Source organism: Gallaecimonas pentaromativorans, from assembly GCF_003751625.1.
In the GTDB taxonomy this organism is placed as follows: domain Bacteria; phylum Pseudomonadota; class Gammaproteobacteria; order Enterobacterales; family Gallaecimonadaceae; genus Gallaecimonas; species Gallaecimonas pentaromativorans.
Genome location: NZ_RJUL01000007.1, coordinates 47,260 through 65,041 on the forward strand (window position 1 = coordinate 47,260; position 17,782 = coordinate 65,041).

Consider the following 17,782-nt stretch of genomic DNA (forward strand, 5'->3'; position numbering starts at 1 on the left):
GTGTTACCCCATGGACGGCATGGTAATGATGGTCACTTCCCCTGTTGCCAGGTTGGTGATGGTGACAATCACGCCGCTGCCGTCACCGGCGCTGACATCAATACGGTAATCACCGGTGTCCCAGGTGCCTTCGGTGACCTCGCCGTCTGAGATACGCCGGGTCAGGGAGCTGATAATGTTGCGCTCAAGAGCGGCCTTGAATTGATCCTCAAAGCTCAGAGACTCATCTTCGGCCTTGTGGTCGTTCTGGCTTTGGGCCTTGTTCAGCAGAAAACTGCCGTTGAGGGGGTTGCCGCCAAAGCTGGGGTTGATGGGGGTATAGACCAATTCGGTTGCCCCGGCGCTGGCCGACGCCAGCAAGGCCACGAGGGCCAACATTCTTGTCATCGCTACAATCCTTGTTCCAATCCTTCGCCGGTAATGACCCGGGCGCGGATCTGCGCCAGCTCATTCACCGCTACCAGGGTGGCCTGCTCGGCCTTTTCTTTGATGTTGTTGTAACGCCGGCCAAAGTAGGTGGCGTAAATGCGGGTTTGATTCATCTCGACCCACAGATAGGTGCCGGCCTGGGGATAAACCCGCTCATAGACCACCACCGAGATCCCGTCGGTCTGGGGCAAGTCCCGCCAGTAACTAGAAAAATAAAACACGAAATCCTTACCAAAACGGGTAAGGGTTCGGTCCAGTACCAGGCCGGACAGCTCGATTTCCTTGGCAATACTCACCGGGCTTAGCAGCAGTATCACCAGTAGCAGCCAATGCTTTTTCATGGTGAAAAGGCGCGGCCAGACGGCCGCGCCTTTAGCCTTAGTTTTGGCTGATGGTGGCGGTGTTCATGTCACCGCTCTGGGTGATGGTCATGATGTTGGACGCGCCGCCCTGGGCACCCATCACCATGTTGCCGTTGCCGGTTTGGGTGATGCTGACATCGCCGCCGGTGCCGGTTACCGCAAAGGCGCCGCCATCGAGGCCAACCACGGTGTTGGTGTTACCGTTCTGGGCGATATCCACCACGTTCTGGGAGCTCGATACCAGCAGATCCACCATGTTCAGGTCGCCGGTTTGGGCAACAGCGATGGTGTCGTTCTGGGCACGGTCACCGTAGATGTAAGTAGTGTTGGAGGTACCGTCCTGGTCAACGTCGACAGTGGTGAACTCGCCGGACACATCCATGATGGCCCAGTTGTCGGTGCCTTCTTGGATCACTTCGGCATCCACCTCTACGCCATCGGCATAGACGCTGGCGAGGTTCATGTCGCCGCGGCTGGTGATCTTGACGCTGTTGCTGTCGCCGTAGGTCAGGGCTTCGGCCTGGTTTTGGTCACCCAGTTGGTTGATCACCACATCGTGGTGATCTTCACCCACTTCCACGTAGCTGTAGTTGTCGTCGCCGCGCTGCTGGATATCGACGTAGTTGTCGTCACCCGGGAGGCCGTAGCCGGCTTCGATGGTGTTGTAGTCGCCGCGCTGGTCGGCCAGCACCACGTTGTCGTCACCGGAAACCGGTTGCAGCAAAAACTGGTTGCTCACGCCACTTTGATAGGCGTCCAGCATGTTGTTGGTGCCGGACAGATCGCGGGCGATAAAGACGTTGGAGGTGCCTTCTTGGTAGATGTAGGCGGTGTTGTCGTCGCCGGTAACACCCACCACGCCGCCGACGTTGGACACGCCGTACTGCTCGACTTCCATGGCGTTGTTGTTGCCGTACACATCCATCAGGCCGGATTCTTGGCCGCTGCCTTCCTGGGTGCTTTCCAGGCTGTTGTTGTTACCAACAAAGCTGCCTTCACTCCAGTTGCTGGAGCCGAACTGGCTTTGGCTGACGCTGTTGTTGTCGCCGTAGGTCAGGGCTGTGGCTTCATTGAGCTGGCCATGCTGTTCGATGGCAACACTGTTGGCATCGCCGCTCATTTCTACGTCGGCAACGTTGAGGAAATCGGTCTGGATAACGCTGGCGGTGTTGTCGTTGCCTTCGGCAGACACGCTGGCGATATGCCAGTCGTCACTTTGGGTGACGGTCACCTGGTTGTTGACGCCGGCGGAGTCGACATAGGCTTCCGCCCAGACCGCATCCTGGGTCACGGTGGTCACGTTCAGCTCGTCGTCTTGGGTCACTTCGGCAACGTTGATGTCGCCAGTCTGAGTCACGGTGGCGGTGTTACCTGCTGCTACGCCGGCAGCGGAGGTTTGGGTAATGGTGGCTTCATTGCCAGCAGCCAGCACACTGCCACTGAAGGCCAGGCCAATGGCCAGGCTGAGCAGGTGTTTACGGTATTTAAACGAACACATCGAGGACTCTCCCTATCTTTAATATTGCAGGACGGTGATTTCCGCCCCGTTCCCAAGCTGTTCAATGGAAAAGCCGCTCTGGCCCCATTGTCCCAGCGTGATCTGGTTGTCATTGCCAAGTTGGCTGAGGCTGGCCTGGTTGCCGGTGCCTTGTTGCAGCACATTGGCCTGGTTACCGCGGCCGATTTGCAGCAAATCCAGGCTGTTTTGCTCACCCAGTTGCTGGATAACGGCCAGGTTGGCCAGGCCCTGCTGGTTAAGCACGGCGCTGTTGGCCTGGCCGGTTTGTGCCAGCACCAGGGTGTTGGCCAGTTGCTGGCGCTCCAACAGCGCTGCCAGGGTCGGGCTCAATACCTGGCCTCCGGGCAAGGGGTCGTCAGCCCAAACGGCACAACTCAGCAGCAGTGGCAGAGACAACAAGAGGGGATGACTTTTCACCTTGGCTCCTTGGCAAGCGTCATTATTTTGACAGTTCAGCCTTCAGCCTACCCCAGCGAGGATCTCAGGCAATCGGAAGAAAGGGTGATAGGGAGCAAAAACGAGAGCCATGCCCAAACTTAATTATTTCTTAAGTTTCAGCCCTCTAACGCCAATGCCCGGCAATAGCACTGCCAGCGGGACTAGCCCAAAAGGGTGTATTACCGCTTGGGTACGGGCAGAACCCCAACTCCTTGATAAGGCTTGAAGAGGTGCCTGCACCAACCTTCAGAGACCACAGACAAGGAAAATTCATGAGTCATAAAAAGCTAATCGCGCTCGCGGTGGGCGCTGCATTGCTTGGCGCCAGTAGCGCCTACGCAGCCCCTGGCAAGTCCCTGACCCCGAGCGCCGCTACCGATTCCATCTTGGTGATGTTCAAAACCGGCATCGACCGCCAGCAGCGGTTGCTGTCCATTCAAAGTGCCGGCGGCAAATTGCGGACCCTGGATAGCGCCGGGCGCGACCTGCGGTTCAAGCACCTTGCCGGTGGTCGCCTGGCCAAGGTGATGGTGCCGCAAGGGATGGACCGGGATGCGCTACTGAAAAAACTGAGCCAGGACCCGGCCATTGCCGTGGCCGAGCCCAACTACCGGCTGCACCTGGCAGCCGAGCCGAACGATCCGCGCTTTAGCGAGCTTTGGGGGCTGAATAACACCGGCCAGACCGGCGGTAGTGCTGACGCCGATATCGACGCTCCCGAAGCCTGGGACATCACCACCGGCAGCCATGACGTGGTGGTGGGGGTGATTGACACCGGCATCGACTACAGCCATCCCGACCTGGCCGCCAATGTCTGGACCAACCCCGGCGAAATCCCCGGTAACGGCATCGATGATGACGGCAACGGCTACGTTGACGACGTACACGGCATATCCAGTTTCGCCAACAGTGGCGACCCCATGGACGACCATGGCCACGGCACCCATGTTTCCGGCACCATCGGCGCCGAGGGTAACAACGGCATCGGTGTGGTGGGGGTGAACTGGGACGTGACCATCGTCGGCTGTAAGTTCCTTGACGCCGACGGCTACGGCGATACCGACGATGCCATCGAGTGCCTGGATTACTTCACCGACCTCAAGCTCAACCACGGGGTGAATGTCCGCGCCACCAACAACTCCTGGGGTGGCGGCGATTATTCCGAGTCCCTCAAGGCGGCCATTGAGTCGGCCGGGGACGCCGGCATCCTGTTTGTGGTGGCTGCCGGTAACGACGCGCTGGATCTGGACGCCAGCCCAGGCTACCCGGCGAGTTATGACTCGGACGCCATCCTGGCGGTGGCCTCTACCGAGCACAACGACGAGATGTCTTACTTCTCAAGCTACGGCGCCACCACCATCGACCTTGGCGCGCCGGGCAGCGATATTCTCTCCACCTACCTCGGCGGTGGTTATGCCATGGCCTCCGGCACCTCCATGGCTACCCCTCATGTAACAGGGGCCGCCGCTCTGGTGTGGTCGGTGAACCCCGCCCTGGGTATTGATGAGGTGAAAACCCTGCTGATGGACTCAGGAGACCCGCTGGCAGACTTGGCCGGCACCACGGTTTCCGGCAAGCGCATTAACCTCAAATCGGCCATCGACGCCGCCGACCCCAGCCCCACCTTCAAACTGACCCCCGATACCCGCAGCCAGGAACTGGTGGCCGGCAGCACCGCCACCTTTGCCATCAGCATCGGTAACGTTGCCGACTGGAGCGGCGATGTCAGCCTGACCCTGGCCAGTCCCCTGGCCGGTGCCAGCCTCTCTGCTGCAACCGCCCAGCCGGGGGATGTGGTAATGCTCACCATCCCCACCAGCGCCGACACCCCTTGGGGCGAATACGTCTTTACCGTCACTGGTGTTAGCGGCGAGTTGCACAAAGAAGCCCAGATGCGCCTGAACTTGCTGCCCCAGGGCCTGGAAGACTTTGACTACAGCAACAACAGCGCCATGCCCATTCCGGATCTGGACCCAAGCGGCATTCAAAGCACTATTGAGATAGGCCAAAGCGGGCCGGTATTCGCCATGTCGGTAGGCGTCGACATCACCCATACCTGGCGTGGCGACCTGACCGTGACCCTGGTATCACCGGCAGGCACCGAGTTGGTGCTCAGCGACCGCGAAGGGGGCAGCGAAGACGACATCGTCGATACTTGGAGCAGCAATGTATTCAACGGTGAGCAGATGCAAGGCACCTGGACGCTGAAAGTGGCCGATTACGCAGGCTCGGATACCGGCACTCTTAATAGCTGGAACCTGCATATCACCGCCCTTACCGGTGACGCCGGCCCCAGCGCGCCGGTGGCGGCTTTCAGCGCGGCCGCCAACGGCCTGGAGGTGACCTTCACCGACAGCTCCACCGACCGCGATGACGACATCAGCGGCTGGCTGTGGGACTTTGGCGATGGCACCACCTCGGTGGAAGCCAGCCCCAGTCACAGCTACCTGGAAGCTGGCACCTACAATGTCTCGCTCACTGTCACCGACTCGACCGGCCTCAGTAACGAAGCCCGGCAAGCGGTCACGGTGTCTGACACCAGCATCGCCCTGACCCTCAACCGCAGCTTCCTGTCTCGCACCGGCAATGCCCTGGTGGACTTGCGCTGGGAAGGGGCCGACGGCGAGCTGGTAGACCTGTACCGTGACGGCGTGCTGGTAGAAAGCACCCTCAACGATGGCCGCTACCGCGACCGCTTTGCTACCAGTAGCGCCAGCGTCAGTTACACCCTGTGCTTGAGTGGTACTGCCCTTTGCTCCTCCCCGCTGGTGGTCGATTTCTAAGACCCCACAAAAAAGGCAGCCTTCGGGCTGCCTTTTCTTCAATCTCGCTCTATTTGCACATTTCTTGCCTATTTTGGCGAAGTTACCTGCTGTTGCCTAAAATTCAGTCAGGCATTGTTAGGAATTAGCATGTCAGTCTCTGCTCCATTGGAGGATGTTACCATTAGCGAGCAGCATTCAATCGACCACGTACTGAGTGATGAGGAGCTTAACTTCCTCGGTCAGTTGTACAGTCCCAGGAAACGCCGTTTCCCCTGGCGACAACTGCTATTTTACGTTCTGCTTGCCGCTGGCGCCGTTGCCACCTTCTGTTACGCCTTTTCCCGCTTCAGCATTGCTGTCGACCATAAGGCCTATCTTGAGCAGCAGGTGATCTACACCCAAGCCCCCACCAAAGCGGTACTGGATGCCACCAAAACGCTGCCAGCCGGTAGCGTGGTGGCTTACTTTGAAGAACAGTGGGTCGCTTGCACCCCTTGGGAGGACGGATGGCAGTGCCAAGGTTTGCCTATCCCATCATCCTGAGCCTGTGTGTGCTGGCCCTGGCTTTTGTTGCCGGGCGCCTGAGCGCCCAGTGGCGGCCGCTGTGGTCCATCGAGGGCAACTGGCAGGGGGTTTACTTCCAGGACTTAGGTGACCAGCTCATCAAGATGGATTATCGCCTGCACACCGAAGGCAAACGCATCAATGCCACTGTCCGTTACAGCGACAGCAAAGCCTTTTTAGGCGAGCAGCAGATGGACTTGGTGTATCTGGGTAAAACCCCGGACACCAACCGCAACCTGTTCAGCCTGGAAAACCCGCCGGACGATGCCCAGTTCCGGGTCGATAACAGCCTGCGCCTGCCCTACATCCTCAAGCTCGATAAAAACCACTACTTCGCGCTGCAGCGCATGAACCAAGGTTTTATCGGCACCGTCTTTCACCGCACCGGCCCGCCAGCAGATAACGCCCAGTGAAAAACCGCCCCGAGGGGCGGTTTTTTGTCAGCCTTTTTTGGCCAGGTAACCCAGGCACAGCAGCAAGCCTGCCGTGCCCAACCAGGGCGCCAGGGCAAAGCCGTCCATAAAGGGCACCTTGCCCGGCAGGCTCACCGCCAAAATGGCCACCAGCACTCCCATCAGCGCTTCACCGGTGATAAGGCCGGAGGCCAGTAACAAGCCTTTGCCTTCTGCCTCATGGGTGCCGCGTTTTTTCTGCTGCCAATGGGCCAGCAGGCCGCCAAGGAAGATGGGCACCGACAACCCCAGCGGCAGGTAAACCCCCACCGCCACCGCCAGCACCGGGAAGCGAAAGCTGGCGCCGCGCCTTTTCTGCACTTCGTCGAGGATGATCAGCGCCACCGCCAGAACAAAGCCGATGTAGATGTAGGTCCACTCGATACCGGCACCAAAGATGCCGGTGGAGAGATCTTTCATCAGCCCGGCCTGCGGAGCAGAAAGTGGCGTGGCGTCGGGGTTAACCGGGCTGACCCGGCCGATGCCGTAGCCCTTATCGAGGATGTTGAGCACCCAGGGAATGGCGGTCGCGGCGGCAGCCACCCCCACTATCTGGAACACCTGCTGGCGCCAGGGCGTGGCGCCAACCATATGGCCGCATTTGAGGTCCTGCATGTTGTCGCCGGCAATGGCCGCCGCCGAGCAGATCATGCCGGCGAGATAAATCACCGCGATGGGCCCCAAGGTGCCGGCCAGGCCCTCGTTACCCATCAATTGCAGCAAAATCAACGCAGAGACAATGACGGTGGCAATGGTCACGCCGCTGATGGGGTTGTTGGAAGACCCCACCAGCCCCGCCATGTAACCGGCCACCGACGAGAAAATAAACCCAAACAGCAGCATCAGTACCGTCATCACCCCGGCTATCCAGTAGCGCTCGCTGTAGTCGCCAAGGGCGTTCAGGAACAGGAAATAGAGCGGAATAACCGACACCAGCACCATCATCCCCACGTAGGGAATGGGAATGTCGAACTCGGTGCGCAGCACCTTGCCGGCCTCACTTTTCGATTCCTTATACGCCTGCAAGGACGCCCGCACGCCCTGCCACAACGGCTTGGCAAGGGTGATAAGGGACCAGAGCCCGCCCACCATCATGGCCCCCACACCGATGCGCCGGCACTGCTGCCAGGAGCTGCCAGCCAAGGCTTCCCAATCCTGAGCGGTCCAGCTTGCCGGGTTGCCGGTTACCCCGGCAAGCTGGGCGATTTCGTCGCCGTTAAAGGCCCAGTTCAAGGGCACGCCAATCAAGGTGCCGATCACGCCGCCCATAAACACCAGGGCGGCGATGTTAAGGCCAACGATATAACCCACCCCCAGCAGCGCCGGGCTCAGGGTAATGTCGCCGGTAAACAGCCACTTGCCGGCAAAAAAGCCCTTGGTGGCCGCCACCCCGCCAGACAGCACCCCAAAGCCTGCTTCCAGCAACTTGATGCCGCCACCAAGGCCGGCCGCTTGCAGCAATTGCTTGAACCCCTCTTTGGCCTCAACGCTCGGCTTCCACTCGGGGTGGTCTTTGTCGGTTTCAATGCCGCCGGTTTTCAGCACCTGGGCGGTAGCCACCCCTTCAGGGAAGGCCAGTTTAGCCTCCACGATCAGCGCCCGGCGCAGGGGAATGGTAAAGGCCACCCCCAACACACCGCCAAGAATGGCGATGGCCACCATCGGCCCCCACTCGTAGCCGGCCCAGGCCTTCATCATCACCAGCGCCGGCAGAGTAAAGATGATGCCCGCCGCCAGGGATTCCCCGGCAGAGGCGGCGGTTTGCACCATGTTGTTTTCCAAGATGCTGGAGCGGCGAAACAGCCGCAAAATGCCCATGGAACAGGCCGCAGCAGGAATAGAGGCGGATACGGTCAGCCCCACCAAAAGGCCGATATAGGCGTTGGCAGCGGCCAGTACCGCAGAGAGGAAGGCCCCCAGCAGCAGGGCCTTGAGGGTGAGCTCCTGCAAATTGCGCTCGGGCGATACCAGGGGTTGGTCAGACATCACAATCTCCTTGTTGTTATGCCCTACCTTATTCGGTTGTTAACAAAAAGAAAACGCCGGCTTATTGCCGGCGTCTTGGTCGATATCAGGCCTGGCCTTCCATCGCTTTGAGCTTCTTCTCCAGGTAGTGGATGTTGGTGCCACCGTTGTAGAAGTTCTCGTCTTTCATAATGAGCTTATGCAAGTCGATGTTGGTCTTGATACCGTCAACCACCAGCTCAGACAGGGCGTTCTGCATGCGGGCGATGGCCACATCGCGGTTCTCGCCGTAGCAGATCAGTTTGCCGATCATCGAATCGTAGTTCGGCGGCACCTTGTACTCGGCGTAGATGTGGCTGTCCCAGCGCACACCCAGGCCACCCGGAGAGTGAAAACGGGTGATCTTGCCGGGGCTGGGGATAAAGGTGCGCGGGTCTTCAGCGTTGATACGGCACTCGATGGCATGGCCACGAATGATCACGTCAGACTGGCTGATAGACAGCGGCTGGCCGGCCGCGATACGCAGCTGTTCCTTGATGAGATCCACACCGGTAACCATCTCGGTAACCGGGTGCTCCACCTGAATACGGGTGTTCATCTCGATGAAATAGAACTCGCCGTTTTCGTACAGGAACTCGAAGGTACCGGCGCCGCGGTAGCCAATTTCCACACAGGCGCGGGCACAGCGTTCACCAATGGCCTTGCGCATGGACTCGGTGATACCCGGGGCCGGGGCCTCTTCCACCACCTTCTGGTGGCGGCGCTGCATGGAGCAGTCGCGCTCGCCCAGGTGAATGGCGTTGCCCTGGCCGTCGGCCAGTACCTGGATCTCGATATGGCGCGGGTTCTCGAGGAACTTCTCCATATAGACTTCCGGGTTGCCAAAGGCGGCTTTGGCCTCGGCCTGGGTGGTGGCGATGGCGCTAGTCAGCTCGGCTTCGCTGCGCACTACGCGCATGCCGCGGCCGCCGCCGCCGCCAGAGGCCTTGACGATCACCGGGTAGCCGATGCGCTTGGCAATGGCCTTGTTGCGGGATTCATCGTCGGTCAGAGCGCCGTCGGAGCCCGGTACGCAAGGCACACCGGCTTTTTTCATGGCGGCAATGGCCGACACCTTGTCGCCCATCAGGCGGATGGTGTCGGCTTTGGGGCCGATGAAGATGAAATCGCTGTTCTCTACCTGCTCGGCAAAGTCGGCGTTCTCGGCCAGGAAGCCATAACCGGGGTGAATGGCCACGGCGTTGGTGACTTCGGCGGCGGCGATGATGGCCGGAATGTTCAGGTAGCTCTGGGGCGACGGTGCCGGCCCGATACAGATGCTTTCATCGGCCAGCAACACATGCTTGAGGTCGCGGTCGGCAGTTGAATGCACGGCCACGGTTTTGATGCCCATCTCGCGGCAGGCGCGCAGAATTCGCAGCGCAATCTCACCACGGTTGGCAATAACCACTTTATCCAACATGGGGCTGTCCTTATTCGATGATAAACAGGGGCTCGTCGAATTCGACAGGCTCGCCGTTCTCCACCAGGATGGCTTTGATGGTGCCGGATACTTCGGCTTCGATCTGGTTCATCATCTTCATGGCTTCGATGATGCACAGGGTGTCGCCTTTGCTGACCTGCTGGCCCACTTCAGCAAAGGCTTTGGCGCCCGGGCTGGAGGAGCGGTAGAAGGTACCGACCATGGGTGATTTTTGCACCTGGCCACTGACTTCTTCTTTGGCGGCAACCGGCGCGGCGGCAGGAGCCGGGGCAGCAGCGGCAGGCGCCGGAGCGGCCATTTGCGGGGCAACGCTGTATTGCATGGGCATCATGGGGGCGGTGCCGCCACGGCTGATGCGAACCGCTTCTTCACCTTCGGTGATTTCCAGTTCGTTGATGCCAGATTCTTCGACCAGCTCGATCAGCTTCTTGATTTTGCGAATATCCATAAACAGGCTTCTCTAATTTTTGGCTTCGTTGAGATTGACCGAAAGCCGCTTTGCAGCCGCTTCCAGTGCGAATTGGTAGCCCTGGGCACCCAGGCCGCAGATCACCCCCACCGCCTTGTCAGACAGGTAGGAATGCTGGCGAAAGGGCTCGCGGGCATGCACGTTGGACAAATGCACTTCGATAAAGGGAATGGCGACCCCCAGCAAGGCATCGCGCAGCGCCACCGAGGTGTGGGTAAAGGCGCCGGGGTTGATAACGATGAAATCCACTCGCCCCATGGCGTCGTGAATGGCATCGATCAGCACATGCTCGGCATTGCTTTGCAGATGCTCAAGCGTGATGCCTAGTTGCATGGCTTGCTGGGTAAGGCCGGCAAGGATATTTGCCAGGGTTTGGTGGCCATAGACCTCGGGTTCGCGTTTACCCAAGAGGTTAAGATTAGGGCCGTTGATAAGCAGTACTGTGGGATTTGCCATAATCTTCCGGAATTTTGTGGTGATTTGTCCGGTTATGGTCGGTAACGTCGAGAGATCCGACCACAAAGGGCTTCAAGCCCTACTTCCATGGCATTATATCGGCTTGCCGTAAAAAGACAGCAAAATACTGGTCTTATCTCAGCACAATCCCCGAGAATTCAGGCATCTGGCCACCTTAACGGCTGGCCAGATCGCGCCAAACCCGCACACTACGGCGTAATTGCCCGGCCAATTGCTGCCGTTCCTCGGCATTTCGCGGCGGATTGCTGGGCCCAAGGTGGGGCAAAACCACCTCCACGGCCACCGCGCCGCGAAAGCCGCCTTGGTACAACGCCCTAAATTGGGAGACAAAATCCAGGTGACCTGTGCCAATGCCACCGCGATTGGAATCGCTGATATGGTAGATGCCGGTGTCCGCCGCAAAGTGGCGCAGCACCTGCACCGGATCGTGCTCTTCTTCGATATTCATATGGAAGCTGTCCAGCAGCAGGCCAAGCCCCGGCTGGCCAAGGGCCCTGACCAACCGCTGGTAATCGCCGGTGTTGTGCATCATTGGCACTTCGTAGCGGTTACAAAGCTCAAAAAGTAGCGGCACCGAGCGCTCGGCAGCATAAGCCAGCAGCGATTTGCACGCATTGACCAGGGCGTCCCAGCGCTGCTGGTCGCCTTCTTCATTGACCAGCCAGGTGCTGAGCCCTTGCAGGCAAACCGGAATGCCCTCTCCCAGGGCGGCGGCAAAATCGATAGCGCCCTGGTAAAACCTCAGGGCCCCCTGCACTGTCGCCTGCGCCTGGCTGGGCGGGCGACAGTGGAAGGGGTCCACGGCGATGATGGCCAACTGATGCCGGGCGGCCGCCTTGGCCACCTGTTGCGGGCTGTAACGGTCGAGATCTTCGCAGTACTGCACGGCATCAAAGGCCAACTCGGCCGCGGTTTGCATGATCTCATCCAGATCCCGAGTACCCAAAGTCCAGGTACAGACGCCAATGGTCATTATTCCTCCCTATAAACAACAAGCCCGGCACAGGCCGGGCTTTTCATTCAGAGCAGGTCGTCGACCTGGGCAATTTTGCCCAGCACCGCATTGATACGGGTTTGGACGGTTTCCAGCTCCCCCTTCAGCCGCTGGTTTTCGGCTGCCAGGGTTTCATTCTGGCCGGTCATCTGGCCCTTTTCGGCCCTAAGTTCCTCGATTTCCATTTGCAGCAGGCCAATGGTATCTACGGCGGCCTGTACCTTTGCTTCCAGCTTTTCCAACAATTCCAGCGACATGTTTTCCCCTAATCATCAATGGCGCACCACAGGTATCGGCACCTGCGCCTGGATGCCTTTCTACGCTTTTCAACAGGCTAAGGAAAGGCATCTCAAACTATTGTAACGTAACGCCTACCACATGAAACGACGCAAAAGCCCCATGGCACTGAAGGTCTACACCCATAGCGACATCGCCGCCCTCATCCATCATCGCCCCCTGGAGACCAAAGTCGGCGAAGCGCTGACCCTGCTTCCCAAAGGCGCTAGCCTGGCCGAGCGGCTGCAAGGGGCCCGCGCCCTTGGCGGCCGTTATGCCCTGCTGGGGGTGCCCGAAGATCTGGGCCCCCGGGCCAATCTTGGCCAAGGTGGCGCCGACAAAGGCTGGGCCGCCTTCCTGGCCCGCTTTTTAAACCTGCAAAGCCAAGATGGTTTTCGCTGCTCCAGTATGGTGCTGGTCGGCGAACTTGAGCTGAATGATCTGGCCGCCAAAGGCGAGGCACTGGGCAGCCAACACCCTGAGCAGTTGGCGCAGTTAAGGGAGCTGGTGGCCGAGGTAGACAACCGCCTGGCGCCCGTTATCAGCCAGGTGGTTGAAGCGGGGCTTACTCCCATCGTCATCGGCGGTGGCCACAACAACGCCTACCCGGTAATAAAAGGGGTGAGCAGTGCCTTGGCTAGCCCCCTTGGGGTGCTGAATATCGACCCCCACGCCGATTTTCGGCCCGCCGAGGGGCGCCATTCTGGCAACGGCTTTCGCTACGCCTACGAAGAAGGGCTGTTGGCGCAATACCAGGTGATGGCCATGCATCCTTGGAAGAACTCGGCCGCCAGCCAGCAGGCCATGGCGGACGCCGGCTTTGGTCACGCCAGTTATCTCGACCTTTATGTAAAAAGAAGCCTGAGCCTTGAAAAGGCTCTGGCCGAGATGGCGGCACGTCTTGAGCACTACCCTTGCGGCCTGGAGGTGGATCTTGACGTGATAAACCACCTGCCGGCCAGCGCCTACACCAACGCCAGCCTGCCCCTTTGCGACGTGGAATACCTGGTTTACCAGGCTGCCAACCGGCTAAAGCCTCGTTACCTGCACCTTTGCGAGGCGGCGCCGGCGCGCCACCCGGCTGGAGAAAAGGCCGGTATGAGCGATTGCGGCCAGGCCCTGGCGGCGCTGGTGGTGGCCTTTGTCAGCGCCATGGAAGCGCTTGATTAAAGGTCCGTTTTCAGCACGACAGCCCCAGATTGCGGCGCTATCATAGCGTTTTATCAGGAGGTTCCATGCCCCGCCGCTATCTACCCGAACTGTTGTTATTGGCCGCCTTGTGGGGCGCCTCCTTTTTGTTCATGCGCGTTGCCGCGCCGGAGTTTGGCCCAGTTCCGCTCATTGCGATGCGGGTTGGCATCGCTGCGCTGGTATTGCTGCCGGTGCTGTACTGGCGCAAGCAACTGGGGCTTATTCGCCGCCATATCAAGCCGTTGGCCTTTGTGGGGCTGACCAACTCGGCCCTGCCGTTCAGCCTTTTTGCCTTTGCCACCCTCTCGCTGACCGCGGGCCTTACTGCTGTGCTCAACTCCACGGCGCCTTTTTGGACAGCCCTGGTGGCCTTCTTCTTTTACGGCGACAAACTCTCTACCCAGCGGGTGCTGGGTATCCTGGTGGGTTTTGCAGGGGTACTGGTATTGGTTTGGCCCAAGCTGTCGGCCAGTGGCGCCTTGCTGGCCATCGGCGCCTGCCTGCTGGCCAGCATGAGCTACGGCGTTTCGGCCAACTACAGCAAACATAAGCTCGAAGGGGTGCCGCCTTTGGTCAGCACTGTTGGTAGCCAGGTAACCGCCGCCCTGATGCTGCTGCCCCTGGCTATCCTCTACTGGCCCAGCCACGGTATCAGCCTGCACGCCTGGCTGGCTGCCGCGGCCCTTGGCATTGCCTGTACCGGCCTTGCCTACCTGCTGTTCTTTCGTCTTATTGCCCAGGTTGGCCCGGCCAACGCGGTGATGGTGACCTTTCTGATCCCGGTGTTTGGCAACCTGTGGGGCGCTCTGTTCCTGGGCGAAAGCGTAACCTTAAGCCTGCTGCTGGGCGGCCTGGTTATCCTGGCCGGGGTGGCTATTTCCCTTGGGCTGTTACGTCCCAAAGCCCTTCCTGCCTAACCCCTTCCCCCAAAAAAGGCCCACCAGGGCCTTTTTTATGCTTTATTTTTCAACACTTAGAAATGCGTCATTTTTTTGACGCACCGCACGTTATTCACTCTCTCTAAGTCGCTGATAAATGATAAGGTGACTCTAAACTAGGCATACAAAATACATACACTTACAAGTAAGCCTAAAGCCAGAAGGTGTTCTGCCGCCTCTTTGGCCCACATAACAACAATGATTCGTATTTAGGGGCAAGGTTAGAGGAACCCGTTAGTGAATAGTTACGACGACATTGGCCGCTTTAAGGAGAAAGCCGACCAACCCCAACTGGATTACCAGACCTTTTCGGACAAGGACGTTCGTTTCAATTCACCCTGGAAACTGCTCAACGAGTTGGCCCGCTACCAGCCACAGTTTGAGCGCACCGTGACCAGCCACACCAGCCCTGCCAGGGCTACCCCGCCACCGCAAGCGCCTGCCCAAAGCCACCCGCAGCCAATTGCTGAGCCGCAAGGTACGGCGCTGCGCTCCCTGCTCAAGAAGGTCAGCCAATGAACCTGGTGTACTTGATGTCACCCAAAGGGGGCGTCGGCCGTACCACGCTGACCGCCAACCTGGCCTTTGCCCTGCAACGGCTGGGGCATCAGGTGGTGGCCCTCGACCTCGATTGCCAAAACAGCCTGCGCTTGCATCTGGGGCTGCCGGTAAGCGAGCAGCGCGGCATCGTGCCGGGCCTTCAGCACAGCAGTGACTGGCGCAGCCAGATCATGGAAACCCCCAGCGGCGTCGGCTTGTTGCCCTATGGCGAAGCGAGCCAGACACAGCGGGAAAGCTTTGACGCCTTGCTGCGCCAAGACCCGGAGTTTCTGGGCCAGCGGCTGGGGCCGCTGGTGAACCAGCCGGGCTGCATTGTGCTGGTGGACCTGCCCTCTGGCCCCAGCGCCGCGCTGGAAGCGATGAAAAAGACCGCTGGCATCAGCCTGGTGGTGATGCTGGCCGATGGCGCCTCCGCTGCCACCCTGCCGCTGGTGGAACACGAGAGCTACCTGGGCATTGATGCCCGTAAAAGCGCCTTTTACATCGTCAACCAGGTGTATATCCGCTCTCGCCTTAATCGCGATGTTACCGAGTTCTTCGAGCAGCGCCTTGGCGCCGCCATGCTGGGCCGGGTGCATCGGGACGAAGCAGTGCCGGAAGCCAACGCCTCGCAGCGCTCGGTATTTGAATACGCCCCCGCCTCCGCGGTTATCCAGGACCTTGAAAACATCGCCCGCAGCATCAGCCGAATGCTGCCCGAGGCCTACGGGCACAGCGCGATGACGTTTTCACAGAATTGATGGAATAACATGAAACCGGATCAACCTACCCGGCCGGGATATTTGGCGTACCAAATCCTGGCAACCTTGGTTCTTTTGGGCATTGTGCTGTTGATTGTCACCACCCCGCTGGATATCGAAAGCCAGGCGCTGTTTGGCCTGGCCGGTGTGGTACTGATGTTCATCGTGAGCCGTTTTACGTCCCGCTGGGCCCGTATCGTGCTGATCTTGATGAGCATGGTGATCTCAACCCGCTACCTGTACTGGCGGGCCACCGACACCCTGGTGTTCAGCACCCCCATCGAAACCATTCTTGGGATTGGGCTACTGCTGGCCGAGGTGTACACCTGGCTTATTCTGGTGCTGGGTTTTATCCAGACCATCTGGCCTTTGAACCGGCGCATCGTGCCACTCCCCAAAGACAGCAGCACCTGGCCAACGGTGGATGTCTACATCCCCACCTACAACGAGAGCCTGGACATCGTGCAGGACACGGTGCTGGCCGCCATGAACCTCGACTACCCCAAAGACAAGCTCAAGGTGTACCTGCTGGACGACGGCCGGCGCCCCGAGTTTGGCGCTTTTGCCGCCGCAGCCGGGGTGGGTTACATCACCCGCAACGACAACAACCACGCCAAGGCCGGCAACCTCAACAATGCCCTGAAGCAAACCAGCGGCGAGCTGATTTGTATCTTCGACTGCGACCACGTCACCACCCGCATCTTCTTGCAGGCAACGGTGGGCGCCTTTATGGCCGAACCCAACCTGGCGCTGTTACAAACTCCCCATTATTTTTACTCGCCCGACCCCTTTGACCGGAACCTGCGCACCTCCCTGGATATGCCCAGCGAAGAGGAAATGTTCTACGGGCCGGTGCAGATGGGTAACGACTACTGGAACGCCGCCTTCTTCTGCGGCTCCTGCGCGGTGATCCGCCGCGAGGCACTTAACCAGACCAACGGTTTTGCCGTTGAAACCGTTACCGAAGATGCCCACACCGCACTGCGTTTGCAGCGTATGGGATGGGACACCGCCTTCTTGGGCATCCCCCTGGCGGCGGGCCTGGCCACGGAACGGCTGGCCCTGCACGTCGGTCAGCGTGCGCGCTGGGCACGGGGCATGTGTCAGTTGCTTCGCATCGATAACCCCTTGTTTGGCAAGGGCCTGCGTTGGCATCAGCGGCTTTGCTACTTGAACGCAGCACTGCACTTTCAGTTCGCACTACCGCGGGTGGTGTTCCTCACCGCACCGCTGGCCTACTTGCTGTTTGGGCTCAATATCATCGCTTCTTCCCCGCTGCTGATTTTGGCCTACGCCTTGCCGCACCTTATTCATTCCCTTTACACCAACTCCTTGCTCCATGGCCGCAGCCGCTACACCTTCTGGGGCGAAATTTACGAGACAGTGCTGGCGTTTTCCTTGGTGCGGCCGGTGCTGGCCACACTGTGGAACCCCAAAAAGGGTAAGTTCAACGTCACCGAAAAGGGCGGCTTGCTGCGCGACGGCTACTTCGATTACGACGCCGTGCGCCCCCATGTATTCACCCTGGCCCTGCTTATCGCCGGGGTTACCTGGGGGGTGGTGCGGCTTATCTGGAGCGATGTGTTCGACATTCAGCCAACGGTGCTGGTGCTGAACCTGTTCTGGGCCTGTTTCAGCGCCCTTATCCTGCTTGCCGCCGTTGCCGTTGCCCGTGAAACCCGCCAGGTTCGCAATACGGTGCGGGTCGATATCAAGCTGCCGGCCATTTTGCACCTGGCCAACGGCCATACCCTGCAAACCACCACCCGCAACTTCTCCATGGGCGGCATGATGCTCGATAACCCCATGGGTAGCGCGCTGGAAGACGCCATGGTGGAGGATGTGGAGATCCGCTTTGACAACCAGACCCTGCTGTTCCCGGTCAACACCATCAACCTCGGTGACGACGCCTTGCGGTTTCAGTTCCGGGCTCTGCCGGTGCGCCAGCGTCGCCAGTTGGTGAACGTGGTAATGGGCCGGGCCGATGCCTGGGTGCCTGACCATCCCCACCCCAGAGACAACGCCTTTACCTCCCTGTGGGCAGTAATAAAGGCGGTGATGGGGCTCTTTACCCGGGAGAGCAAAAACAGCGGCTGGGCGCGCTGGCGCACCAGCCTCTTTGGCAGTTGGAAGTTTCGTATCGCGCTGGTCACCCTGGT

General features: G+C 59.5%; 17 protein-coding genes and 1 pseudogene. 8 read left to right on the plus strand and 10 right to left on the minus strand.

The window, feature by feature from the left end; all coding sequences use genetic code 11:
* Positions 1-3: 3 nt before the first annotated feature.
* From EDC28_RS13270 to EDC28_RS13285, 4 genes are read right to left on the minus strand one after another with little or no spacing between them, the layout of a single operon-like run.
* Positions 4-387: a curli assembly protein CsgF gene (locus tag EDC28_RS13270; RefSeq protein WP_123421931.1), complete on the minus strand. Its 384-nt coding sequence runs from the start codon at positions 385-387 to the stop codon at positions 4-6.
* Between the two features lie 2 nt (positions 388-389).
* Positions 390-770 carry a curli production assembly/transport protein CsgE gene (locus EDC28_RS13275; protein ID WP_050660126.1) on the minus strand — a complete coding sequence of 127 codons (381 nt, stop codon included), beginning with the start codon at positions 768-770 and terminating at the stop codon, positions 390-392.
* Between the two features lie 37 nt (positions 771-807).
* On the minus strand, positions 808-2,289 hold the full coding sequence (locus EDC28_RS13280) for a hypothetical protein (RefSeq protein ID WP_123421932.1): 1,482 nt from the start codon (positions 2,287-2,289) through the stop codon (positions 808-810).
* Between the two features lie 18 nt (positions 2,290-2,307).
* A complete protein-coding gene (locus EDC28_RS13285) occupies positions 2,308-2,727 on the minus strand; it encodes a curlin subunit CsgB (protein WP_232338740.1) in 420 nt (139 codons plus the stop codon).
* Between the two features lie 293 nt (positions 2,728-3,020).
* Between EDC28_RS13285 and EDC28_RS13290 the strand changes: the two genes are divergently transcribed.
* The 3 genes from EDC28_RS13290 to EDC28_RS13300 all read left to right on the plus strand — a co-directional run bounded on the left by EDC28_RS13290 (position 3,021) and on the right by EDC28_RS13300 (position 6,490).
* Positions 3,021-5,531: a S8 family serine peptidase gene (locus tag EDC28_RS13290; protein ID WP_123421933.1), complete on the plus strand. Its 2,511-nt coding sequence runs from the start codon at positions 3,021-3,023 to the stop codon at positions 5,529-5,531.
* Positions 5,532-5,660: 129 nt separating this feature from the next.
* Positions 5,661-6,056 (plus strand): hypothetical protein, encoded by a 396-nt coding sequence (locus tag EDC28_RS13295; RefSeq protein ID WP_050660123.1) that lies wholly within the window; start codon positions 5,661-5,663, stop codon positions 6,054-6,056.
* Positions 6,020-6,490, plus strand: coding sequence for a hypothetical protein (locus EDC28_RS13300; protein ID WP_148049852.1), 471 nt, complete (start codon positions 6,020-6,022; stop codon positions 6,488-6,490). The genes EDC28_RS13295 and EDC28_RS13300 overlap by 37 nt, the downstream gene beginning before the upstream one ends.
* 27 nt (positions 6,491-6,517) lie before the next feature.
* On the opposite strand, the gene EDC28_RS13305 is transcribed toward EDC28_RS13300, so the two are convergent.
* From EDC28_RS13305 to EDC28_RS13330, 6 genes are all read right to left on the minus strand, one after another.
* Entirely contained in the window at positions 6,518-8,515 is a 1,998-nt protein-coding gene (locus EDC28_RS13305) for an OPT family oligopeptide transporter (RefSeq protein ID WP_123421934.1), read from the minus strand.
* A gap of 85 nt (positions 8,516-8,600) precedes the next feature.
* Complete coding sequence (accC, locus tag EDC28_RS13310) at positions 8,601-9,956, minus strand: acetyl-CoA carboxylase biotin carboxylase subunit (RefSeq protein WP_050659664.1); 1,356 nt, start codon at positions 9,954-9,956, stop codon at positions 8,601-8,603.
* 10 nt (positions 9,957-9,966) lie between these two features.
* A complete protein-coding gene (gene accB, locus EDC28_RS13315; protein WP_050659663.1) occupies positions 9,967-10,425 on the minus strand; it encodes an acetyl-CoA carboxylase biotin carboxyl carrier protein in 459 nt (152 codons plus the stop codon).
* A 12-nt stretch (positions 10,426-10,437) separates the two neighbouring features.
* Positions 10,438-10,902, minus strand: a complete 465-nt coding sequence (aroQ, locus tag EDC28_RS13320) for a type II 3-dehydroquinate dehydratase (protein WP_123421935.1) — start codon at positions 10,900-10,902, stop codon at positions 10,438-10,440.
* 175 nt (positions 10,903-11,077) lie between these two features.
* Positions 11,078-11,896 (minus strand): sugar phosphate isomerase/epimerase family protein, encoded by an 819-nt coding sequence (locus tag EDC28_RS13325; protein ID WP_123421936.1) that lies wholly within the window; start codon positions 11,894-11,896, stop codon positions 11,078-11,080.
* A 47-nt stretch (positions 11,897-11,943) separates the two neighbouring features.
* A complete protein-coding gene (locus EDC28_RS13330) occupies positions 11,944-12,174 on the minus strand; it encodes a cell division protein ZapB (RefSeq protein WP_050659660.1) in 231 nt (76 codons plus the stop codon).
* Between the two features lie 121 nt (positions 12,175-12,295).
* Here EDC28_RS13330 and EDC28_RS13335 point away from each other — a divergent pair, with 121 nt between their 5' ends.
* The 5 genes and pseudogenes from EDC28_RS13335 to bcsA all read left to right on the plus strand — a co-directional run.
* Positions 12,296-13,363, plus strand: a complete 1,068-nt coding sequence (locus tag EDC28_RS13335; RefSeq protein WP_123421937.1) for a formimidoylglutamase — start codon at positions 12,296-12,298, stop codon at positions 13,361-13,363.
* 65 nt (positions 13,364-13,428) lie between these two features.
* Entirely contained in the window at positions 13,429-14,301 is an 873-nt protein-coding gene (locus EDC28_RS13340; protein ID WP_123421938.1) for a DMT family transporter, read from the plus strand.
* Between the two features lie 258 nt (positions 14,302-14,559).
* Positions 14,560-14,841 (plus strand): hypothetical protein, encoded by a 282-nt coding sequence (locus EDC28_RS13345; RefSeq protein ID WP_050659657.1) that lies wholly within the window; start codon positions 14,560-14,562, stop codon positions 14,839-14,841.
* Positions 14,838-15,623, plus strand: a complete 786-nt coding sequence (gene bcsQ / locus EDC28_RS13350) for a cellulose biosynthesis protein BcsQ (protein WP_050659656.1) — start codon at positions 14,838-14,840, stop codon at positions 15,621-15,623. Before EDC28_RS13345 ends, bcsQ begins: the two co-directional genes overlap by 4 nt.
* Positions 15,624-15,632: 9 nt before the next feature.
* A pseudogene (gene bcsA, locus EDC28_RS20460) lies at positions 15,633-17,732 on the plus strand (UDP-forming cellulose synthase catalytic subunit); the annotation flags it as partial.
* Positions 17,733-17,782: the final 50 nt, after the last annotated feature.

Bases quoted from the DNA above. Each gene is read 5' to 3' on its own strand.
- EDC28_RS13270 (WP_123421931.1), bottom strand. From the start codon at position 387: ATGACAAGAATGTTGGCCCTCGTGGCCTTGCTGGCGTCGGCCAGCGCC.
- EDC28_RS13275 (WP_050660126.1), bottom strand. From the start codon at position 770: ATGAAAAAGCATTGGCTGCTACTGGTGATACTGCTGCTAAGCCCGGTG.
- EDC28_RS13280 (WP_123421932.1), bottom strand. From the start codon at position 2,289: ATGTGTTCGTTTAAATACCGTAAACACCTGCTCAGCCTGGCCATTGGC.
- EDC28_RS13290 (WP_123421933.1), top strand. From the start codon at position 3,021: ATGAGTCATAAAAAGCTAATCGCGCTCGCGGTGGGCGCTGCATTGCTT.
- EDC28_RS13295 (WP_050660123.1), top strand. From the start codon at position 5,661: ATGTCAGTCTCTGCTCCATTGGAGGATGTTACCATTAGCGAGCAGCAT.
- EDC28_RS13300 (WP_148049852.1), top strand. From the start codon at position 6,020: ATGGCAGTGCCAAGGTTTGCCTATCCCATCATCCTGAGCCTGTGTGTG.
- EDC28_RS13305 (WP_123421934.1), bottom strand. From the start codon at position 8,515: ATGTCTGACCAACCCCTGGTATCGCCCGAGCGCAATTTGCAGGAGCTC.
- accC (WP_050659664.1), bottom strand. From the start codon at position 9,956: ATGTTGGATAAAGTGGTTATTGCCAACCGTGGTGAGATTGCGCTGCGA.
- accB (WP_050659663.1), bottom strand. From the start codon at position 10,425: ATGGATATTCGCAAAATCAAGAAGCTGATCGAGCTGGTCGAAGAATCT.
- aroQ (WP_123421935.1), bottom strand. From the start codon at position 10,902: ATGGCAAATCCCACAGTACTGCTTATCAACGGCCCTAATCTTAACCTC.
- EDC28_RS13325 (WP_123421936.1), bottom strand. From the start codon at position 11,896: ATGACCATTGGCGTCTGTACCTGGACTTTGGGTACTCGGGATCTGGAT.
- EDC28_RS13330 (WP_050659660.1), bottom strand. From the start codon at position 12,174: ATGTCGCTGGAATTGTTGGAAAAGCTGGAAGCAAAGGTACAGGCCGCC.
- EDC28_RS13335 (WP_123421937.1), top strand. From the start codon at position 12,296: ATGAAACGACGCAAAAGCCCCATGGCACTGAAGGTCTACACCCATAGC.
- EDC28_RS13340 (WP_123421938.1), top strand. From the start codon at position 13,429: ATGCCCCGCCGCTATCTACCCGAACTGTTGTTATTGGCCGCCTTGTGG.
- bcsQ (WP_050659656.1), top strand. From the start codon at position 14,838: ATGAACCTGGTGTACTTGATGTCACCCAAAGGGGGCGTCGGCCGTACC.